The 18433-nt window shown below is 68.8% G+C and carries 19 protein-coding genes and 3 pseudogenes; 8 read left to right on the forward strand and 14 right to left on the reverse strand.

Features of this window, described 5'->3' with window-relative positions:
• Positions 1-13: 13 nt before the first annotated feature.
• Complete coding sequence (locus G3I56_RS05490; RefSeq protein ID WP_164407649.1) at positions 14-754, reverse strand: class I SAM-dependent methyltransferase; 741 nt, start codon at positions 752-754, stop codon at positions 14-16.
• A 98-nt stretch (positions 755-852) separates the two neighbouring features.
• On the opposite strand from G3I56_RS05490, the gene G3I56_RS05495 reads away from it, so the two are divergent.
• Both G3I56_RS05495 and G3I56_RS05500 read left to right on the forward strand, forming a co-directional pair.
• Positions 853-1863, forward strand: a complete 1011-nt coding sequence (locus tag G3I56_RS05495) for a small ribosomal subunit Rsm22 family protein (RefSeq protein WP_164407651.1) — start codon at positions 853-855, stop codon at positions 1861-1863.
• A gap of 212 nt (positions 1864-2075) precedes the next feature.
• Positions 2076-2510 (forward strand): GNAT family N-acetyltransferase, encoded by a 435-nt coding sequence (locus G3I56_RS05500; RefSeq protein ID WP_239134720.1) that lies wholly within the window; start codon positions 2076-2078, stop codon positions 2508-2510.
• Between the two features lie 34 nt (positions 2511-2544).
• Here G3I56_RS05500 and G3I56_RS05505 read toward each other — a convergent pair whose 3' ends face one another.
• Entirely contained in the window at positions 2545-3759 is a 1215-nt protein-coding gene (locus G3I56_RS05505; RefSeq protein ID WP_164407845.1) for an RNA-guided endonuclease TnpB family protein, read from the reverse strand.
• Between G3I56_RS05505 and G3I56_RS44645 the strand changes: the two are divergent.
• Positions 3755-3859 (forward strand): annotated as a pseudogene (locus G3I56_RS44645) (DUF397 domain-containing protein); the annotation flags it as partial. The gene G3I56_RS05505 and the pseudogene G3I56_RS44645 sit on opposite strands and share 5 nt — an antisense overlap.
• A gap of 345 nt (positions 3860-4204) precedes the next feature.
• Entirely contained in the window at positions 4205-4585 is a 381-nt protein-coding gene (locus tag G3I56_RS05510) for a VOC family protein (RefSeq protein WP_164407653.1), read from the forward strand.
• Positions 4586-4753: 168 nt separating this feature from the next.
• On the opposite strand, the gene G3I56_RS05515 is transcribed toward G3I56_RS05510, so the two are convergent.
• The 3 genes from G3I56_RS05515 to G3I56_RS05525 all read right to left on the reverse strand — a co-directional run bounded on the left by G3I56_RS05515 (position 4754) and on the right by G3I56_RS05525 (position 7052).
• Positions 4754-5314 (reverse strand): GNAT family N-acetyltransferase, encoded by a 561-nt coding sequence (locus G3I56_RS05515; protein ID WP_164407654.1) that lies wholly within the window; start codon positions 5312-5314, stop codon positions 4754-4756.
• A 13-nt stretch (positions 5315-5327) separates the two neighbouring features.
• A complete protein-coding gene (locus tag G3I56_RS05520; protein WP_164407655.1) occupies positions 5328-5600 on the reverse strand; it encodes a hypothetical protein in 273 nt (90 codons plus the stop codon).
• 435 nt (positions 5601-6035) lie between these two features.
• A complete protein-coding gene (locus tag G3I56_RS05525; RefSeq protein WP_203689229.1) occupies positions 6036-7052 on the reverse strand; it encodes a collagen-like protein in 1017 nt (338 codons plus the stop codon).
• Between the two features lie 413 nt (positions 7053-7465).
• Here G3I56_RS05525 and G3I56_RS05530 point away from each other — a divergent pair, with 413 nt between their 5' ends.
• A complete protein-coding gene (locus G3I56_RS05530; protein ID WP_239134721.1) occupies positions 7466-8584 on the forward strand; it encodes a glycosyltransferase in 1119 nt (372 codons plus the stop codon).
• A 93-nt stretch (positions 8585-8677) separates the two neighbouring features.
• Here the strand turns inward: G3I56_RS05530 and G3I56_RS05535 are convergent, their stop codons facing one another.
• Together G3I56_RS05535 and G3I56_RS05540 are read right to left on the reverse strand one after the other, a co-directional pair.
• A complete protein-coding gene (locus G3I56_RS05535) occupies positions 8678-9091 on the reverse strand; it encodes a cytidine deaminase (RefSeq protein WP_164407656.1) in 414 nt (137 codons plus the stop codon).
• 516 nt (positions 9092-9607) lie between these two features.
• A complete protein-coding gene (locus tag G3I56_RS05540) occupies positions 9608-9844 on the reverse strand; it encodes a DUF6243 family protein (protein ID WP_239134722.1) in 237 nt (78 codons plus the stop codon).
• A 100-nt stretch (positions 9845-9944) separates the two neighbouring features.
• On the opposite strand from G3I56_RS05540, the gene G3I56_RS05545 reads away from it, so the two are divergent.
• Both G3I56_RS05545 and G3I56_RS05550 read left to right on the forward strand, forming a co-directional pair.
• Entirely contained in the window at positions 9945-10616 is a 672-nt protein-coding gene (locus G3I56_RS05545; RefSeq protein WP_164407657.1) for a TetR/AcrR family transcriptional regulator, read from the forward strand.
• Positions 10617-10781: 165 nt separating this feature from the next.
• Positions 10782-11531 carry a bifunctional DNA primase/polymerase gene (locus G3I56_RS05550; protein WP_164407658.1) on the forward strand — a complete coding sequence of 250 codons (750 nt, stop codon included), beginning with the start codon at positions 10782-10784 and terminating at the stop codon, positions 11529-11531.
• 34 nt (positions 11532-11565) lie between these two features.
• Here G3I56_RS05550 and G3I56_RS05555 read toward each other — a convergent pair whose 3' ends face one another.
• The 5 genes and pseudogenes from G3I56_RS05555 to G3I56_RS43620 all read right to left on the reverse strand — a co-directional run.
• Complete coding sequence (locus G3I56_RS05555) at positions 11566-12501, reverse strand: hypothetical protein (RefSeq protein ID WP_203689230.1); 936 nt, start codon at positions 12499-12501, stop codon at positions 11566-11568.
• Positions 12502-12553: 52 nt separating this feature from the next.
• Positions 12554-13438 (reverse strand): iron uptake transporter permease EfeU, encoded by an 885-nt coding sequence (efeU, locus tag G3I56_RS05560; protein WP_164407660.1) that lies wholly within the window; start codon positions 13436-13438, stop codon positions 12554-12556.
• Positions 13439-13443: 5 nt separating this feature from the next.
• Complete coding sequence (gene efeB, locus G3I56_RS05565) at positions 13444-14790, reverse strand: iron uptake transporter deferrochelatase/peroxidase subunit (RefSeq protein WP_164407661.1); 1347 nt, start codon at positions 14788-14790, stop codon at positions 13444-13446.
• Positions 14791-14805: 15 nt separating this feature from the next.
• Positions 14806-15945 carry an iron uptake system protein EfeO gene (gene efeO / locus G3I56_RS05570; RefSeq protein ID WP_164407663.1) on the reverse strand — a complete coding sequence of 380 codons (1140 nt, stop codon included), beginning with the start codon at positions 15943-15945 and terminating at the stop codon, positions 14806-14808.
• A gap of 218 nt (positions 15946-16163) precedes the next feature.
• Positions 16164-16402: pseudogene (locus G3I56_RS43620) on the reverse strand (hemin ABC transporter ATP-binding protein); the annotation flags it as partial.
• A 156-nt stretch (positions 16403-16558) separates the two neighbouring features.
• Here G3I56_RS43620 and G3I56_RS05580 point away from each other — a divergent pair.
• Positions 16559-17203, forward strand: a complete 645-nt coding sequence (locus tag G3I56_RS05580) for a PhzF family phenazine biosynthesis protein (RefSeq protein WP_164407665.1) — start codon at positions 16559-16561, stop codon at positions 17201-17203.
• 104 nt (positions 17204-17307) lie between these two features.
• Here the strand turns inward: G3I56_RS05580 and G3I56_RS05585 are convergent.
• Positions 17308-17481: pseudogene (locus tag G3I56_RS05585) on the reverse strand (biliverdin-producing heme oxygenase); the annotation flags it as partial.
• 85 nt (positions 17482-17566) lie between these two features.
• Complete coding sequence (map, locus tag G3I56_RS05590) at positions 17567-18424, reverse strand: type I methionyl aminopeptidase (protein WP_164407667.1); 858 nt, start codon at positions 18422-18424, stop codon at positions 17567-17569.
• Positions 18425-18433 lie beyond the last annotated feature (9 nt).

Consider the following 18433-nt stretch of genomic DNA (forward strand, 5'->3'; position numbering starts at 1 on the left):
TCACCGTGTCCGTTCACCGTGTCCGTGCGGCAGGCCGCCGGGCCAGGAACACGAACTCCCGGCCGGGGCGGTCGGGTGCGTCGCGCACGTCCCGTACCTCGTAACCCTGGGACAGCAACTCCCGCTCGATCTCGCCCTGTTCACGGAAGAGCAGTGTGGAGTCGGAGGTCAGCACCTCACCGTCGGCGGCGAACACGAAGGTCCAACGAAAGGTCACCAGGGGGCCGTTGTGTTCCGTCACCTCGACCCAGCTTTCGACCGCACCCACCCCGGGGATCTCCGTCACGCGGTACGAGGAGTCACGGTTCCACTGCTCCCAGGCCCGCTTGGACGGGTCCCGGGTTTCGAAGACGAGGTGGCCACCGGGACGGAGGGCGGCGTAGGCGCCCCGCAGGGTGCGCTGCCAGGCGTGCGGGTCGGTGATCTCCTGGGCGGCGTTGGCGGTCATCGTCGCGAGGTCGACCTGGAGGGGCGGCAGGGTTGTCGCGTCGCCGTGGATCCAGAGGACGCGTCCGCCGCCGGGCTTGGCACGGGCGACGTCGAGGGACGCCAGGGCCGGGTCGACGCCGACCACGTCGATCCCCCGGCGCGCGAGCAGCAGCGCGAACACGCCGGTACCGCAGCCGATGTCGAGGACGCGGCGGGCCTCGAACTCCGCCACGAGGCCGACGTACGCGTCGAGGTCGGAGCGGTCGGGGTCGAGGGGGTCGTAGATCGCGGCGAGGCGGGGATGCCGGAACGCTTCGTCAGCCATGGGGCGGACGCTATCGGCACCGGATGCCCGGCCGCCGCCGAGTTTCGTCCCCCCATGGGCGAGGTCGGCATCCCTCCGGGAATCACTACAATCGGCCCGTGAACACCCCTGTTTCCCCAGCCGGCGCCCTGCGCGCCGCCCTCGCCGGTCTGCTCGACGGGCTGCCGCCGAAGGCGGCCACTCAGGCGGTCGAGCGGCTGATCGCCAACTACCGGGGACTGACGCCGACCGATGCGCCCGTGCTGCGGGACCGGTCGGACGCGGCCGCGTACGCCGCCTACCGGATGCCGGCCACGTTCGAGGCGGTGTGCTCGGCGCTGGACGCCTTCGCCGGGGCGGCGCCCGGCTGGGTGCCGGGCAGCCATGTCGACGTCGGGGGCGGGACAGGGTCCGCGACCTGGGCTGTCAACGCCGTGTGGGCGGGCGTACGGCCCGTGACCGTGCTCGACTGGGCCGAGCCGGCGCTCGTCCTCGGGCGGGAGATCGCCGCCGCCAACCCGGAGTTGAAGGGTGCGGAGTGGCAGCGCTCTCGTATCGGAGCGGCGCTCAAAATCGAGAGCACTGATCTCGTCACCATCTCCTACGTGCTCGGCGAACTGACCGACGCGGACCGCACCTCCGTGGTCGACACGGCGGCCGGCGCCGCCCAGGCCGTCCTCGTCATCGAACCCGGCACCCCCGACGGCTACCTCCGCGTCATCGCGGCCCGCGACCAGCTCATCCGCGCCGGCTTCCACATCGCCGCTCCCTGTCCGCACAGCGCGGCCTGCCCGATCGTCCCCGGCGAGGACTGGTGCCACTTCTCCGCCCGGGTCAGCCGCTCCTCCCTCCACCGCCGGGTGAAGGGCGGCTCCCTCCCGTACGAGGACGAGAAGTTCAGCTACGTCGCGGCCACCCGCTTCCCGGTGACCCCGGCGCCCGCCCGGGTCGTACGCAAACCACAGATCCGCAAGGGCCAGGTCCTCCTGGACCTGTGCGAGACGAACCCCTCGCTGCGCCGGGAAACGGTCACCAAGCGGCACGGGGTTCTTTACCGGGCCGCCCGGGACGCGGACTGGGGGGATGCCTGGCCGCCGGTGACGGAGAACGGGAACCAGAGTCCGAGGTGAAAATGGATCTTGGCCGGGAACGGTCATACGTGACGCGTGACGCGTGAGCGGTCGTGGGCCCGGGGGCGCGAAAGATGCCTGATCACGGAGGATGGACGGGTGTTATCGTCGCCCGCATGCCAGAACTGATCGCACCCACAGGTCGACTCCGGTCCTCATGGCTCGCGGCGTGTGACGAGTGGTCTCCAGGTGCCCACCAGGACGGAACCGGTTTGCGTCTCGCACCTGACGACGGCCTCGACAGGCCCGAGGTTTTCGCGCAGTGGGTCGAACTACTGCGGCAGCAGTCGGACAGGTCGGTCGCCGTGAGCGGAGGGCACGTCCACGCCACCTACTGGTGGATCGTCGAGGGCCGCAACTATCTGGGAGCCATCGATCTGCGGCACTATCTGAACGCCGTTCTGCTCGATGTCGCCGGGCACATCGGCTACAGCATCCGGCCCTCCGCCCGGAGACGCGGCCTGGCCACATGGGCCCTCGGGGCGGTTCTGCACGAAGCCCGCACGCTCGGGCTGGACCGGGTCCTGGTCACCTGCGACGACGACAACGTCGGATCGGCGCGCACCATCGAGCGCAACGGTGGCGTCCTGGAGGACGTACGTACCACCGAAGTGGGCATCAAGCGCCGCTACTGGATCACTCTTTGAAGTGCTCTCCCGGCTGAAGCCGGGAGATTCCTGCTTACCTTGCGGCAGCGGGCTTGACGCGCTTCGCGCGCCTTGCGACTGCCCTCCCGGCAGCCGGGATGAGCGCGAGGCCCATCCGGTACAGGTGCAGGACGTTGTGGGCCGCGTTGTGGTCGGCGTTGCCCGACCAGCCGCAGTCCGGGTTCCTGCACACGAACACGGCCTGGCTCTCCCGGCTGCCGGGTGTGGTGAAGCCGCACGCCGAGCAGCGTCGGGAGGTGCCAGGGGCGGGGACCTTGTGCAGGGTGCCGCCGAGCCGGGCGGTCTTGTACGTCAGCATGGTGACGGTGCGGCCCCATGCCTCCCCGATGATGGAGCGGTTCAGCCCAGCCTTCTGGGCAACGCTCTTCCCCGGTTCCTCGATGGTTCCCCTGGCGGACTTGACCATGTTCGTGATGGTGAGTGCTTCGACGACGACGGTGCCGTAGGTGTGGGCGATGGCGGTGGTCGTCCGGTGCTGCCAGTCCAGGGCCCGGCGCTTGGCTTTCGCGCGGAGTCCTGCGATCTGGTCGTAGGTGTGGTGCAGTCGGCGGCTGGTGCGCTCGCCGGGCCTGCGGTGCTGCTTACGCCGTGCGGCGCGCTGCTCCAGGTGCAGGAGCCTGGCCTTCTCCTTGGCGGTCAGCCATTCGCCGTGCTCGTACGTTTCACCGTTCGAGAGGGCCAGGGGCACGGTGACGCCTACGTCGATGCCGACGTCTGGCCCCTGGTGGGGATCGGGCTTGACCTCCAAGGTCTGAACACGGAAGGCGATGTGCCAGCCGAGCGCGTCCTTGATCAGCCGGGCCCCGGTGATCCGGTTCTCAACGCATGCACGCTTGCCTACCGGCAGGTCTTTCGTCCACCGGAACCGGACACGACCCACCTTGGGAATGCTGGCCATGCCCCACCGGCGGTGCACGCGGACGATGTTCAGATCCCGGCCCTGCGGAACATCCACCGACATCACCGTGCGGAACCGGCCCTTGAAGTTCGGGGCGGCGGCCCGCCCGTCCCAGCAGTTCTTCCACGCCTGGAAATACGTCTTGAGGACCGCCTGCGCGGCCTGCGCGGGCAGGACTGCCAGGAAGCCGACGTCCTGACGGGCCTGTCGGATCGCGGCGTCCGCGTGTGCGAGCGTTCGCTTCTCCTTCGGCATCATCCGCCACCAGGCGTGCAGCAGGTTCCACATCGTGCGGGCGGCGTGCGCCTGGTCGTCCGTCTTCAGCACCAAGAGCCCGAGCGGCCCGGTTCTGGACTTCCCCGTCGACGCGTTCTCGTCCTTTGTCGAGGGCGTCAAGGGCGTCAGGGCCGGAGAGTTCGGCGCCGTCTGACTGTCTGACCGTCCGAGCGCCTGGCTCCGCACGTAGTGCGCGGCAGCAGAATCCTCGTCGCACCCCCTGTCAGGACGGAGGGTGGTGTGGGGCTTGTTGCTGCGCCGCCCAGCCTTTCTCACGACTGCCTGTGGGCCCCGTACGAGGACGAGAGGTTCAACTACGCGGGGGCCCACCGGCTTCCCGGTGGCCCCCGCGCCCGCCCGCCCCCCCCCGTAGCCGCCCTGAAATCGTTCGCCAGCGCTCGCCTCGTTCGATACGGTCGCGAGGTTGTTTTCACTGCTGGGAGCACATGAGGTTCACGTGTGGCCCCCGGCGGTTCCCAGGCTGAGAGCAGGTTTCGTCATGGCATGTCGTATCAGTGAACTCGTGCTCGGTTGCCGCGAGCCTGAGGTGCTGGCGCGGTTCTGGTGCGAGGTCCTGGACTTCGTCGTACTCGATCGCGAGGGCGACGACATGTACGAGATCGGGCCCCGCGAAGGGTTCGGCGGACCGCAGCCGACGATCATCCTCAGCCGCAGGGACGAGCCGGAGCCGGGGAAAACCCGCCTGCACATCGACGTCAACGCCACCGACCGCGACCAGGAAGCCGAGCTCGAACGCCTCCTGAAGCTCGGTGCGCGCCCGGCCGACATCGGCCAGACAGGGGAAGAGCAGTGGCATGTGCTGACCGACCCCGAAGGCAATGAGTTCTGCCTGCTCAAGGCCCGCCTCAACCCACTCTGATGCCGTGTCCGCGACTGCGGGACCCGGCCCGAGCGTTCCGAAGCGATGCTCGCCCTCGCCTCGGTCAGCTCATGACCCGTCGGCTCACTCCGCCCGCAGTCCAGCCCTCTGTCCGGTCCGACGCGGCCCTCCCGGGACCAGCCGAAACCGTCCAAGTCGCTTGACGTGTCACGGGGTTGGCGGGAAATCTCGATCGGACGGCGTGACCGGGGACCGCAGGCCGAGCCACTGCTCGGCGTCCCAGGCCTCGAACCGCTCCACCTCGGTGAACCCCAGCTTCGCCGCGAGGCGCATCGAGCCGACGTTGGCGGTCTGGGTGGTGAGCACCACCGGCTCGCCGGGAAGGGCGCCGGTGAGCCAGTCGAGTGCCGCCACGCATGCCTCGGCGGCGTACCCGGATCCCCACGACCGCGGCAGGAACAGGTAGCCGAGATCGACCTTTCCTGCGGCAGCCGGGCGACGGTGGCCCGTTGCTCTCCGGAGCAGGATCTGGCCGATCATCGCCCCGTCGAGCTCAACGACGAAACTTCCGGGCTGCCGCCCGGGCACCTCGGGCATCTCGCGCTCCAGCTCGTCACGCGGCTGGGGGCCGCCGAGGTAGGTGTGCACCTCCGGCGAGGCGTACAGCTCGATGAACGCCGCACGGTCCCGGGTCTCGGACTCACGGAGCACAAGCCTCTCGGTTTTGATCGGGGCAGGTGGCCAGGCGACGGCTCCGAGCTCAGTCATACCGGCCAGCCAATCAGCAGGCTCGGCAGCGATCAAGACTCGCGGACCGGCCAACCCACCCTGCCCGGTCCCGTCCTTCTTCTCTCCCATCCCCTCTGACGCTGGCCTGATTGGCCTGCTCGGTGTCGAGTTGGCGGTCGTCCCAGCAGTCCAGGACGGCCTCGGCAAGGGCGTCGAGCATGCCGTGGGTGCGGATGGTCTTGATGTCGTGCACTGTGCCGGGCAAGGCGGGCGAGGCGCCGCCCAGCGGGCGGCCGAACGGGTCCCTGAGCACTTGGACGTTCATGCGGTGCTTACGGTTCTTGTGGTGCTTGCCGGAGTGGAAGGGTCGGCCGGCGGCGATCCGGTCGCCGGGCAGCAGGGTGCCCTCCAGGGTGACGAACGCGGTGGTCGTCGCACGCTCGACGGTTGCCGGAGGGTGGGAGTCGGCGCGGCCGGCAGGTCCAGAGCCTCGTGGATGTGGCGGAAGACCGTGGTCACGCCGATACCGAAGAAAGGGGCGAGCCGGGTGTAGGGGCGCCGCAGTGCAGGTGGGCCAGTACGAGCAGGACCTGGCGACGCGCGGACGGACTCCGCCAACTGGTGCCGACCTGACGGCGATGATCGGCCGGCTGTCGGGTCAGCAAGCGCAGGCGCGAGCGGAATCTCAGCACGCATGAGTCCCCGCCGGAAGAAGGCCGGCGGGGACTCATATGTGCAAAGGCGTTCGTGAGGTGTGCGGTCAGCTGCAGACCGCGTAGACCGTAATGGTGGTGATGGCACCCGCCGTCGCGGTCACGGTCCAGTGGTCGCCGTTCGGGTAGGTCTGCCCGAGGACGGTGGCGAGGCCAACGGCAGACAGTCCTCCGGAGATGGGAGTGGTGCCGGCCGGACATGCCGGGGAGTCGTAGGACGCGTTGACGCCCAACAGGACGTTGTAGTTCTGCGAGACGATCACCGAATTCAACGGTCCGGCGGGGCCCGTGGCGCCGGTGGGGCCGGTGGGGCCGGTGGCGCCGGCAGGGCCGGTGGCACCCGCGGAACCGTCGACGCCCGCGGGACCGGTAGCGCCCGTCGCACCCGTCGCACCCGTGGCGCCGGTCGGGCCGGTCGCACCGTCGACGCCCGCAGGGCCGGTAGCACCCGTGGCGCCGGTAGCGCCCGTCGCTCCCGTCGCTCCCGTCGCTCCCGTGGCACCCGTGGCACCCGTGGCACCCGTGGCGCCGGTGGCGCCGGTCGGGCCGGTCGCACCGTCGACGCCCGCAGGGCCGGTAGCGCCGGTGGCACCCGTGGCACCGGTGGCGCCGGTAGCTCCCGTGGGACCGGTGGCACCAGTAGCGCCGGTGGCACCCGTGGCACCGGTAGCGCCCGTGGCTCCCGTGGCACCGGTCGGGCCGGTCGGGCCGGTCTCGCCGTCAGCGCCCGTAGCGCCTGTGGCACCCGTCGGCCCTGTGGCGCCCGTGGGCCCCTTCGGACCCTTCGGCCCCGTCGCACCCGTCGCTCCCGTGGGCCCCTTGGGACCCTTCGGCCCTGTCGGCCCCGTGGGGCCGGTCTGGTCGTCGTCGCCGTAGTCGCCATCGCCACCAGGGCTGGTGGCGGAGGCTATGTTGGCGACCGTCTTCGTGTGCTCCGTCGCGAGAGCCGGGCTGGCCATGCCCGTGAGCACGATGGCGAGGGATGCGAGGCTGCTGCCCGCGATCCAAGTGCTTCGCCTGGGGAGCGGGCCGAGTGAGGAACGTGTCCTGGAGTCAGGACTCATGCGGTCTCCTGATTTCGCGAAGTCGAAGAGTCACGCCACCCCGGAAGGGGCGACATCCACATCATTACCATGTGCGACGAGTTGCGCACTTTGTGTAACCTTGACGCCTTGTCCATGCTTTAAGTGCTCGTAGTTATGCGCCATGTCCATGACATTTTCTGACGGGTATTGGCGTGAACGGCCAGCTCCGTGACAGATGCCGGATGTATCCCCTCCAAGGGGCAAGGTTGGCCGCCGGTCTACCGGCATCCGCCCGCTTCCTGTCGCCCGGCGAGCTCGCTCATAACAAGAATCGGCGTTGCGTCGACAATCCTTGAGTCGAAGTGTCTACAGTGCCTACGGCGACTTCCTCCTGTGCGATTCAAGCTTTTTTCGTCATGCCCGATGAGAAACTCGAAAGTAGGGTCAGAACCATGAAGCCGACCATCTGTCTCTGCATGATCGTAAAGAACGAATCGGCTGTAATTGAGCGGTGTATCGCCTCGGTGCGCGACATCGTCGACACCTGGATTATCTCCGACACGGGCTCGACAGATGGCACTCAGGATCTGATTAGAAAAGCCTTCGACGGTGTCCCCGGCGAGCTGCATGAAGACGCCTGGGTTGACTTCGGGGTCAATCGCACACTCAACATCGAACGCGCCCGCGGGAAAGCTGACTACCTGCTTCTGATGGACGCCGACATGACCATTCGGCAAGAAGGGCCATTGCCTTCGTTGTCCTGCGCGTCCTATATGATCCCGCACGCCGGAAGTCTCGCCTACCGGATCAAGCGTCTCGTCCGCGGTGATTTGCACTGGCGCTACGAAGGCGTGACACACGAGTACCTGACCGCCGACGAGGAGCACGAACAGGAGAACCTCGACGCCCTCGTGATCGAGCACTTCGCCGACGGCGGCTCCCGGCACGACAAGTTCGAACGAGACATGGCCCTGCTGAGCGCGGAGCTCGAGCGCGATCCCACAAACGCGCGCAGCACGTTCTACCTGGCCCAGACCATGCGTGACATGGGTCGCACTGAAGAGGCGATCGCCCTTTACGAACGGCGTGCGGAGATGGGTGGCTGGGGAGAGGAGGTCTATTACTCACTCCTGCAGGCAGGAGTCCTCAAAGATGAGTCCGGTGACTGGCCGGGAGCCATGGACACCCTCTCGCGGGCATGGGAGCAACGGCCGCAGCGCCTTGAGGCATGCTTCGAATTGGTCTCACGGCTGCGAAAGCGTGGAAACTATCGTGCCGGGCATGCCTTCGCGTGTGCGGGGATCAATCGCACAGAGCCCGACGATATTCTCTTCACTCACCCATGGGTCTACAAGTGGGGGATGCTCTTCGAGTATTCCGTCGTTTCTTACTGGGCAGGGGATATTCAAGGCTCCCTCGAAGCGTGTGACCGTCTCCTGGCCATGCCTGACCTGCCGGAAGCCCACCGTCTGCAAACACTGAAGAATCGCGATTTTGCCGTCGCCCGTCAAGCCGAAGAGTCGGGCAGCGTCGAGGGGGGAGCGTCCCAGAAATCCGGGGCCAAAATTTAGACGCGGCCACGTCGCGCCACTCACGCTGGAACCCAAGCACCCCGGTCGGGTACAAGTCGCGTACATGGTCGGGCTTTCGGCTGTGACAGCGGTTTACTCGGTATCGAGTTGGTGGTCGGCCCAGACATAGGTTTCGGGGAGCAACTCGGTGATGCGGACGGTTCGGAGGCGGTTGCCTTCGCCGACGATGACCTTGAGGGTGGGGAAGTAGTCGAGCAGGACCTGACGGCATCGGCCGCAAGGTGGGACAACCCCGCGGTCCCGGTCGCCCACCGCGACGATCGTGTCCAAGTCGTAGGCGCCCTGGGCTGCTGCCGTGCCGATGACGACCAGTTCGGCGCAGGGGCCTCCGGTGAAGTGGTAGGCGTTCACCGCTGTGACGATCCGGCCGTCCTGAGTACGGGCCGCGGCTGCCATGGTGTGGTTGTCACCCCGGCATCGAGTGCGCGCTGTGTGCGCCGCGGCCTGGATGAGTTCGTGGTCGACGGGGTGGGGCTGCGTGCTCATCTCTCTGCCTTTGTCAGGTTTCGGACACCCCAAGTCCTCGGCTACCGGCGGACGTTGAGAGGGGCGCCTCAGTGCTGAGGCCGCCCCACGGGCCGTCGAGCCGTCGAGCCGTGGTGGTGGGTGGGGGGTGAGTGGCGGTGACGAGCGCGGTGGTGCTGCCGGCGTAGACGATCTCGCCGGTCGTGCAGACCACGGGCTACGGACACCACGGACGCCACGGTCACTGCGGCGACGGCCGGAGCGGTCCAGCCATGTCCCAGCGCCCAGCCGGTGCGGCTGCGGCTGCCGCGCACCCTTGCCCGGCGGTCCCTGCGGTCCCCTCGCCACCCGTGAACCGGCTCAGGTGTGGGACCTCTCACCACCGGAGGTTTCCCGCCATCTCGCCGTCCTGTGCCGCAACGGACCTGCTCGCGGCCCGCCGACGCGGTCGTCAAGTCCGCTGCACCGTCAGTCCGCCCGACCTGACGGTGCTGGGAACCGACCTGCCGGCGGCTGTACTGCGCTGCGGAGCTTCGGTCACTCGGTCGTCGTCGGGTCGGTCTTGTCCGACGTGGGCCCCTCCGGAGTGCCTTCCTGTGCGCCCTCCTCCTCGGCGCGCTTCTCCTGCAACTTGCGCACCAGCTCCCGCTTCTGGGCCTGCGGATCCGTCCCGCTGCCCGTCTGCTTGCCCCGGCCGCCACCCCGCAGGGCGCCCTTGCCCAGGTTGCTGCGGGTGCCGCCGACTCCGAGCATGTTTCCGCCACCTCGTGCCATGACCCATCTCCTTCGGTTCTGACGATACGTATCGTCTCGTTCGTTACGATCTCACCCTGAGGCGAGACGCTCCGTCTTGTCAACCTGATAAATTGCCGAAATGGTCCAGAAGCCCACCCCAGCCAAACCCGCCCCAGTCAAACCCGGCCCCGACTCCACCCGCCGCAGCGAGAAGTCCCGCCGTGCCATCTATGGCGCGGCGCTCGCGCTCGTCGGTGAGGTCGGGTACCAGAAGACGACCATCGAGGGCATCGCCGCCCGGGCCGGTGTCGGGAAGCAGACCATCTACCGGTGGTGGGCCTCCAAAGGGGACGTGCTCATGGAGGCCTTCGTCGATCTGAGCGAGCAGGCCGCCGAAGCCGCTCAGCCCGGGCGACAGTACGCCATCCCGGATACTGGTGATCTCACCGCCGACCTCAAGGTCGTACTGCGCGCCACCGTCGACGAACTGCTCGACCCCGCGTTCGAGGTTCCCTCCCGCGCCCTTGCCGCCGAAGGCCTTGTCAACGAGGAGCTCGGCCGCAGGTTCGTCGCCCGCCTGCTCGAACCCTCCCTCCAGCTCTATGTCGAGCGACTGCGCGCCGCCCAGGGCGCGGGGGAGGTCCGGGCCGACGTCGACCCCCGAATCGCCCTCGAACTCTTCGTCTCGCCGCTCGCCCAGCGCTGGCTCCAGCGCACCGGACCGATCTCGTACGAGTACACGGACACCCTTGTCGACTACGCCCTGGGCGGGATCGCCGCACCCGGCAACGGCAGGAGCCGGAATGGCTGAAAGTAGTGGGTGGTAAATCCTGCTAATCAGTCTGAAAACGGTTGATCACGCTCTCCGTACGCCTCGTCCCCCCTACCCCGGATGTCGGCTCCGGCCTCCCACACCGCAGGATGGTGGGAGCATGGAGCAGGCTGTCCGCACAACAGCAGCGAGGCGAGGCGATACATGAGCGCGGAGTTCGGCGGTAGTACGACGGGCTGGCAGGGCAGGATCTCCCAGTGGCTGCGCGGAGGCCGTGCGAATGCCCGGGAGGACGCCGCCACCGCCGCCGAGAGCGGGCGCCGTGAGGAACTGCTGCTCGCCGCCGCCCGTGCCGGACTGCCCCTCGCGCCCGCCGCGCACCCCTCCGCCTACCGGTGTTCCTGTGACCGCGTCGGCTGTCCCACGCCCGCCCGGCACCCGATCTCCTTCGCCTGGCACACGCAGTCCACCACCGACCGCGCCCAGATCGAGCGCTGGGCCAAGCACCAGCCGCAGGCCAACTTCATCACCGCGACCGGCATAGTCCACGACGTCCTCGACGTGCCCCTCGAAGCGGGCCGCGAGGCGCTGGAGCGACTGCTCGGGGCCGGGATCGAGGTCGGGCCCGTCGCGGAGAGCGACGACGGACGGCTCCTGTTCTTCACCCTCACGCGCGGCACCCCCGACGACGAGGACGAGTGGTGGCCCTGCGAACTGGACTGCCACCCCGAGACCATGGACGAGCATCCGGGCCTGCGTTGGCACTGCCGGGGGTCCTATGTCCTCGTACCGCCCGCCCGGTTGCCCGGTGAGCAGGGCGTCTACTGGGTGCGTGGACCGGAGTTCACTCTCCCCGACCCGCTCAGCCTGCTCGAAGTCCTCACCGACGCCTGTGCCCGGTACGCCGGCGAGGAACCCGACCACGCCACCGCGGCCTGGCCCCACCGCAACTGAACTGCTGCCCGACAAGCCGGAGCTGCAACCGGAGTTACTCGCCCTGCGCCGCCGTCAGACCCTGGATGCGGTTCAGGAACTTCACACTCTGGTTCGCGGCACCCTTCCCCGGGTCGAGCACCACCTGGTTCGACACGAACTCCAGTGTCAGCGACTGCTTGATCTCGCCCGTCGTCAGCGCCAGCACACTGTCGCTCTGCGCCGGGATCGACGTGCCCTGCGCGGCCGTCTGCTTCTCGTAGTGGTGCGTGGCGAAGAAGACCAGCGCGCCGCCGTCCGCCGTCCGCAGGCCCAGCGGGGCGAAGTCGCCCTTGCCGAGCGGCTCGTCGATGTACTGGGTGACGAGCCCGGGCTTGATGGCGCTCTTCCTGCGCTGCTCCACCCAGCCGCTAGTGTGCACCCCGGGCGCGAAGACGTCACCGCCGGCCTTCAGGTACGTCGCGTAGTCCGCGCTCAAGTCCTTGGGGGCGACGGCCAGTTCGGCCGAGTTGGGCGTCACCGGCTCCGCGAGGCCGTCCTTGTCCGTCTTGAACACCGGTACGTCGTCCGGGGCGAGCAGCGTCAGATACGCCACCGCCCACGGCTCGGCCACGTTGCTGCGCGTGAACACCATCAGCCAGCGCGCCTCGTTGCCCTTGTTGGCGTCGGCGTTCGCGACGAACCAGCGCGGCCAGCCCGCCTTCTTCGGGATCGTGAACCTGGTGTCCGTGAACTCCAGCGGTGCGTACGACGGGTTGCCGGCCGGGCTGACCTCGTGACCCGCGTCCAGCCGGGCCGCGTCGATCGCACCGAGGGCGCCGGTGACGTAGTCGGCGTCCAGGGCACGGTCGTACGCCCTGTCCGCCTTGTTGTACGCGGCGGTGAAGTCCTTCAGCGCCTCGGCGGCCTCCGTCGGGGTCGCCGCCGGGAGCACCTCGCGCTCGCCGTGCACCACGACACAGCCGCTCGCGGCCAGGGACAAGACGGTCATCGAGGCCGCTGCGAGGCCGCTCCGCTCAAGAAGACCCCGGGGCCTACGAGTCCTACGAGGCGTTTGTGGACTCCGAGGGCTGCGACCCCTGCTCACCGTGCTCATCAGCTGGCTTCACCTTCCCCTTCCCGGAGGCGAACCCTACCGGGGCCAGGAAGAGCGCGAGCGTCGGGACCAGGTACAGCGCCCACACCGTGACCTGGAGGACGGTCGGATCCGGCTGGAAGTTGAGGACGCCCTTGAGGAGCGTGCCGTACCAGCTGTCCGGGGGGATCGTCCCGCTGATGTCGAAGGCCTTGTTCGTCAGGCCGGGCACCCAGTCAGCCTCCTGGAGGTCGTGGAAGCCGTACGCGAGGACGCCCGCCGCGACCACCACCAGCATGCCGCCGGTCCAGGTGAAGAACCTGGACAGGTTGATGCGCAGGGCGCCCCGGTAGAACAGGTAGCCGAGCAGGATCGCCGTCGCGATGCCCAACAGCACGCCGATCAGAGGGCCTTCGGTACCGTCGCTGGACGCCCGCACCGACGCCCACACGAACAGCGCGGTCTCCAGGCCTTCCCGGCCCACCGCCAGGAACGCCGTCGCGACCAGCGCGCCCGTGCCCATCTGGAGAGCCGCGTCCAGCTTGCCGTGCAGCTCCGACTTCAGATGCCTGGCCGTGCGCCGCATCCAGAAGACCATCCACGTCACCAGACCCACGGCGACGATCGACAGCGAGCCGCCGAGCGCCTCCTGCGCCTCGAACGTCAGCTCCTGGGAGCCGAATTCGAGCGCGCAGCCGAAGCCGAGGGCGAGCGTGAGGGCGACCGCGATGCCGATCCAGATCGGCTTCAGGGCGTCCCTGCGGTCCGTCTTCACCAGGTAGGCGATGAGGATGCAGACGACGAGACTGGCTTCCAGGCCCTCGCGCAGACCGATCAGATAGTTCGCGAACACGGCGCCTACGCCTCCTTGGAGGACTTGGAGGACTTGGAAGGTTCGGAGAACAGTGCTCGGCCCCACCAGTCGTCCTTGTCCCGGACGCCCGGAGGAACCGCGAAGACCGCCGAACCCACGTGCTGGATGTACTCGTTGAGCGCGTCGGTCGCGAGGTTGCGCTGCACCGGGATGAAGCCCTTGCGGATGTCCCGCATGTAGGCGAGGAAGAACAGGCCCGCCTCCAGCCGGCCGAGGCCGTCCGTGCCGTCCGTGAAGGAGTAGCCGCGGCGCAGCAGGGTCGCCCCGTGGTTGGAGTCGGGGTGCGCGAGCCGGACGTGCGCGTCGGGCAGCATCGCCTTCAGGAACGGCTCGTCCCGCTCCTTCGCCTTGCCGACCGGGGCGCCCTCACCCTTGTCGCGCCCGAAGATGTCCTCCTGCTCCTGCAGCGAGGTCCGGTCCCAGGGCTCGATGTGCATCCGGATGCGTCGCGCGACCAGATACGAACCCCCTTCCATCCAGGCCGACTTGTCGTCGGTGTCCGCGCCGTCCACCCACACGAACTTCTTCAGCCGGGCCGTCTCGGTGCCCGCGATGTTGCGCGTGCCGTCCTTGAAGCCCAGCAGGTTGCGCGGGGTCTGCTCCTCGGGGGTGGTCGACGACGTCTTGCCGAAGCCGAGCTGCGACCAGCGCACCGAGACCTTGCCGAAGCCGATCCGGGCCAGGTTGCGGATCGCGTGCACCGCGACCTGCGGATCGTCCGAGCACGCCTGCACGCACACGTCGCCGCCGCTGCGGGCCTTGTCGAGGTTGTCGCCGGGGAACTGGGGCAGATCGACGAGCGCGTCGGGTCGCCGGTCCGCCATCCCGAGCTTCTCGAACAGGCCGGGCCCGAACCCGATCGTCAGCGTCAGCCGTGACGGCTTCAGCCCCAGTGCCTCACCGGTGTCGTCCGGCGGAGCCTCGGCGAGACCGCCGTACGCGCCCTCGCCGACGGTCTGCCCGGCGGTCATCCGCCGGGCCGCGGCCGTCCAGTCCTTGAGCATCGTGACGAACTCGGCGCGGTCGTCCGTGGCCAGGTCGAACGCCGCGAAGTGCAGCCTGTCCTGCACCGGCGTCGCGATACCCGCCTGGTTGCCGCCGTGGAAGCCGACGGCCCCGCCGGTATCGGCGGCGACCGTCTGCACCTCGTCGCTGCCACGGGTCATCGCCACGGCGCCCCCGGCCGCGACGGCCCCGAGCGCGAGCCCGGCCCCGCCCCAGCCGATCAGCGCCCGCCGCGAGGTACTGCCCGCGGCACTGTCGGCACTGCCGGTGGCTTCAGCGGCTTCAGCGGCTTCGGTGGTTTCGGATGTCTCCGGTGTCTCCGTCATGACAGTCGGTCCCCTCTACTTCACGACGGCGGCGGCGAGCTTGGACAGCGGCTCGGCGAGCGCGTTCACCGCGTCCGAGAGCTGCTTGCGGTCGGCGTCGCCGACCTTGTCGTACGAGGTGAAGTCGTACGAGTTCTTGTCCACGCGGTACTTGTCGAGCAGCGTGTTCAGGGCCGCGAACTGCTTGTCCAGCTCCGTGACCAGCGCCGCGTCGTTCTCCTTCGCGACCGGCTTCAGCAGCTCGTACGACTGCTCGGCGCCCTCGACGTTGGCCTTGAAGTCCACCAGGTCGGTGTGCGAGTAGCGCTCCTCCTCGCCGGTGACCTTGCCGGTGGCGACCTCGTCGAGGAGTTCCTTGGCACCGTTGGCCATCGAGGTCGGGGTGATCTCGGCCTTGCCGACCCGCTTCTGCCAGTCCGTCAGGTCGGTGATCAGCTCGTCGGCGAGGGTCTTGTCCTCGGCGGTGATCTTCTTGTCCTCCCAGAGAGACTTCTCCAGGCGGTGCCAGCCGGTGAACTTCTGGCCGGCCTCCAGACCGTCGGCACGGACGTCGACCTTCGGGTCGATGTCACCGAAGGACTCGGCGACCGGCTCGGTGCGCTCCCAGCCGATACGTGAGGGCGCGTACGCCTTCTTCGCGGCCTCGAGGTCGCCGGCCTTGACCGCCTTGGCGAAGGTCTCCGCGAGCGGCAGCGTCGCGTCGGCCTGCTCCTGCGCGTACTTGCGGTAGGCGGCGACGGCCGCGTCCAGGCGCGGGTCACGCTTGGCGACCTTGCCGCCGGTGGCCTTGACGGCCTGCCGGATGCCGTCGCCCTTCATTCCGGGCTTGCAGGCGATCGTGTAGTCGCCGGCCTTCACCTCGGCGGTGACCTTCTGCTTGGTGCCGGGGCCGATGTTCTCGCGCTCGGTGACGATCCGGTCGTCCGGGAAGAGGACGTAGACCTCGGTGACCTTGGAGCCCTTGTTCTCGATGGCCAGTTCGATGTGCCCGGCCGGGAACTCCTTCTTCGAGACCTCGCACTTGTCGTCCGTCGCGGTGACGCTGATGACCCGGTCGCCGCTCCCGGAGCTGCCCTTCTCCGTGCACCCCGTGACGGCTGCCAGGGCCGCCGCGGTGGCGGCGGCGGTGACGACGGAGAGTCTGACGGCTCGCATGCGGGCTCCTGAGAATCACGGGTGGCTAAAAAACGACGTGTCCGGGCTCACACAGGTTTGGTGAGGCGGCCCTAACTTACCTAAGGCTTGCCTCAGTGATACCCGGGCAATCGGTGATTCACCTCTCACGGGCGGTGCAGGCCACGTCCCGATCACGGCTAATTAATGACCATCTAAAGGTGAGCTAAAGCCAACCCCATGCACAGGCAATGCACAGGTCAAGAGTCCCGGACCGGCGAGATCAGGACAGCGCCGGTGCGTGGGTGCGAAAACACCTCGATAGGCCGACGGTAGACCTCCGGCAGCACCAGCTCCTGCTGGCGCAGGTCCAGTGCGGCGGTCGGCTCGTCGAGCAGCAGCAGCGCCTCCGCTGGGTGAGCACCCGGGCCGGCGCCACCCGGGCCCGCTCGCCGCCTCTGACCGCCGAGAACGGCCGTACGGCGAACCCGGCCACCTCGACCTGTCCGTCGCTCTCGCCGAGGGCGCCGAACTCCCGGACGGCGACGGTGGATCGGAATCCACGGGCGGCTCCTCCGGTACGACGTCGGCGTACGGACGCGTAGTTGGTACCTGTAGTTGGTGAGGGCTGCCACCTGGGTGTTTGAATGCGCGCGTGACTGACTACGACGTACTCCGCGTCTTCTGCGCGCCCAACGGGGGATACGGCAACGAGCTTGGCGTGGTCCGTGAGGGCTCCGTCATGCCCGAGCGGAGCGAGCGGCAGGCGTTCGCGGCGAAACTCGGCTTCAGCGAGACCGTGTTCGTCGACGACCCCGAGCGCGGGGTCATCGACATCTACACGCCCACCCTGCGCCTGCCCTTCGCCGGCCACCCCTGCGTCGGCACGGCCTGGCTGCTCGACGTGCCCGAACTGGTCACTCCTGCCGGGCTGGTGGGGGCGCGGCTGGACGGGGAGTTCAGCTGGATCGAGGCGCGGGCGGAGTGGGTGCCGGCGCGAACGCTGCGCCGGTACGGCTCCGCTGCCGAGGTCGACGCGCTGGCGGTGCCGCCGCCGGGAGAGTGGATCTACGCGTGGGCCTGGGAGGACGAGGCCGCGGGCCGGGTGCGGGCCCGCGCCTTCCCCGGGCGCGACGACGGGATCGCGGAGGACGAGGCGACGGGGGCGGCGGCGCTGTTGCTCACGGAACAGTTGGGCCGGGCGCTCAACATCACGCAGGGCAAGGGGTCGCAGATACTCACGGCCCCGCAGCCGATGGGGTGGGTGGAGGTCGGAGGGCGGGTGTTCCTGGAGCGCTGAGTTTCCCCACGCTGGAGGGGCTGATTTTCAGCCCCTCCAGCGATTGAGGACAAGGCCCGTTCGGGGCCGGAGCGGGGGTCCGGGGACGCAGCCCCCAGGGGGCGTCACGCGGACAGAGGGAACTCTCCACCCAGGGCGTGGAAGACACCTGTGTTCAGCGCGAATGCCCGCTTGCACTCCGCGACCACCCGCTGACTCTCCAGCTCGTGCACCGCCACGCCCGCCCGGTCCAGCAGCTCGCGGTAGCCGCGCTTGAAGGCCGCCGGGTTGCTGATCTCCTATCCGGATACGCAACGAGCCCGCCCCCAGAAGAGGACGGGCTGCGCGGCTTGGCAGGCTGAGTGGGTCGAGGGGCTGGGTGGGCTACGGCAGTGTCAGGATCTCCGCGCCCGAGTCCGTCACCACAAGGGTGTGCTCGAACTGTGCGGTGCGCTTGCGGTCCTTCGTGACGACAGTCCACCCGTCGTCCCACATGTCGTAGTCGTACGAACCCAGCGTCAGCATCGGCTCGATGGTGAAGGTCATGCCCGGCTGGATGAGCGTCTTGGCATGCGGACTGTCGTAGTGCGGGACGATCAGCCCGGAGTGGAACGACGAGTTGATGCCGTGCCCGGTGAAGTCCCGGACGACGCCGTATCCGAAGCGCTTGGCGTACGACTCGATGACCCGGCCGATGATGTTGATCTGCCGGCCCGGCCGGACGGCCTTGATGGCCCGGTCGAGGGACTCCCGGGTCCGCTCGACGAGCAGCCGGCTCTCCTCCTCGACGTCCCCGACCAGGTACGTCGCGTTGTTGTCGCCGTGCACCCCGCCGATGTACGCCGTCACGTCGAGGTTGACGATGTCGCCGTCCCGCAACACGGTCGAGTCCGGGATGCCGTGGCAGATGACCTCGTTGACGGACGTGCACAGCGACTTGGGGAAGCCGCGGTAGCCGAGGGTGGACGGATAGGCGCCGTGGTCGCACATGTAGTCGTGTGCCACCCGGTCCAGCTCGTCGGTGGTCACGCCGGGGGCGATGAGCTTCGAGGCCTCCGCCATCGCCCGCGCGGCGATCCGCCCGGCGATCCGCATCGCCTCGATCGTCTCGGGCGTCTGCACCTCCGCCCCGGTGTACGGGGTCGGCGCGGGCTTGCCGACGTACTCGGGGCGACGGATGTTTCCGGGCACGGAACGGATGGGAGAGAGCTCCCCTGGTACGAGCAGCGACTGGCCAGACATGACAGCGAG

It is taken from the genome of Streptomyces sp. SID12488 (genome assembly GCF_010548275.1).
In the GTDB taxonomy this organism is placed as follows: Bacteria; Actinomycetota; Actinomycetes; order Streptomycetales; family Streptomycetaceae; genus Streptomyces.

What these genes read in the sequence shown, in the direction of transcription:
- G3I56_RS05490 (WP_164407649.1), bottom strand. Translation starts at nt 754, where the DNA reads ATGGCTGACGAAGCGTTCCGGCATCCCCGCCTCGCCGCGATCTACGAC.
- G3I56_RS05510 (WP_164407653.1), top strand. Translation starts at nt 4,205, where the DNA reads ATGGCATGTCGTATCAGTGAACTCGTGCTCGGTTGCCGCGAGCCTGAG.
- G3I56_RS05515 (WP_164407654.1), bottom strand. Translation starts at nt 5,314, where the DNA reads ATGACTGAGCTCGGAGCCGTCGCCTGGCCACCTGCCCCGATCAAAACC.
- G3I56_RS05520 (WP_164407655.1), bottom strand. Translation starts at nt 5,600, where the DNA reads ATGAACGTCCAAGTGCTCAGGGACCCGTTCGGCCGCCCGCTGGGCGGC.
- G3I56_RS05525 (WP_203689229.1), bottom strand. Translation starts at nt 7,052, where the DNA reads ATGAGTCCTGACTCCAGGACACGTTCCTCACTCGGCCCGCTCCCCAGG.
- G3I56_RS05530 (WP_239134721.1), top strand. Translation starts at nt 7,466, where the DNA reads ATGAAGCCGACCATCTGTCTCTGCATGATCGTAAAGAACGAATCGGCT.
- G3I56_RS05535 (WP_164407656.1), bottom strand. Translation starts at nt 9,091, where the DNA reads ATGAGCACGCAGCCCCACCCCGTCGACCACGAACTCATCCAGGCCGCG.
- G3I56_RS05540 (WP_239134722.1), bottom strand. Translation starts at nt 9,844, where the DNA reads ATGGCACGAGGTGGCGGAAACATGCTCGGAGTCGGCGGCACCCGCAGC.
- G3I56_RS05545 (WP_164407657.1), top strand. Translation starts at nt 9,945, where the DNA reads ATGGTCCAGAAGCCCACCCCAGCCAAACCCGCCCCAGTCAAACCCGGC.
- G3I56_RS05550 (WP_164407658.1), top strand. Translation starts at nt 10,782, where the DNA reads ATGAGCGCGGAGTTCGGCGGTAGTACGACGGGCTGGCAGGGCAGGATC.
- G3I56_RS05555 (WP_203689230.1), bottom strand. Translation starts at nt 12,501, where the DNA reads ATGACCGTCTTGTCCCTGGCCGCGAGCGGCTGTGTCGTGGTGCACGGC.
- efeB (WP_164407661.1), bottom strand. Translation starts at nt 14,790, where the DNA reads ATGACGGAGACACCGGAGACATCCGAAACCACCGAAGCCGCTGAAGCC.
- efeO (WP_164407663.1), bottom strand. Translation starts at nt 15,945, where the DNA reads ATGCGAGCCGTCAGACTCTCCGTCGTCACCGCCGCCGCCACCGCGGCG.
- map (WP_164407667.1), bottom strand. Translation starts at nt 18,424, where the DNA reads ATGTCTGGCCAGTCGCTGCTCGTACCAGGGGAGCTCTCTCCCATCCGT.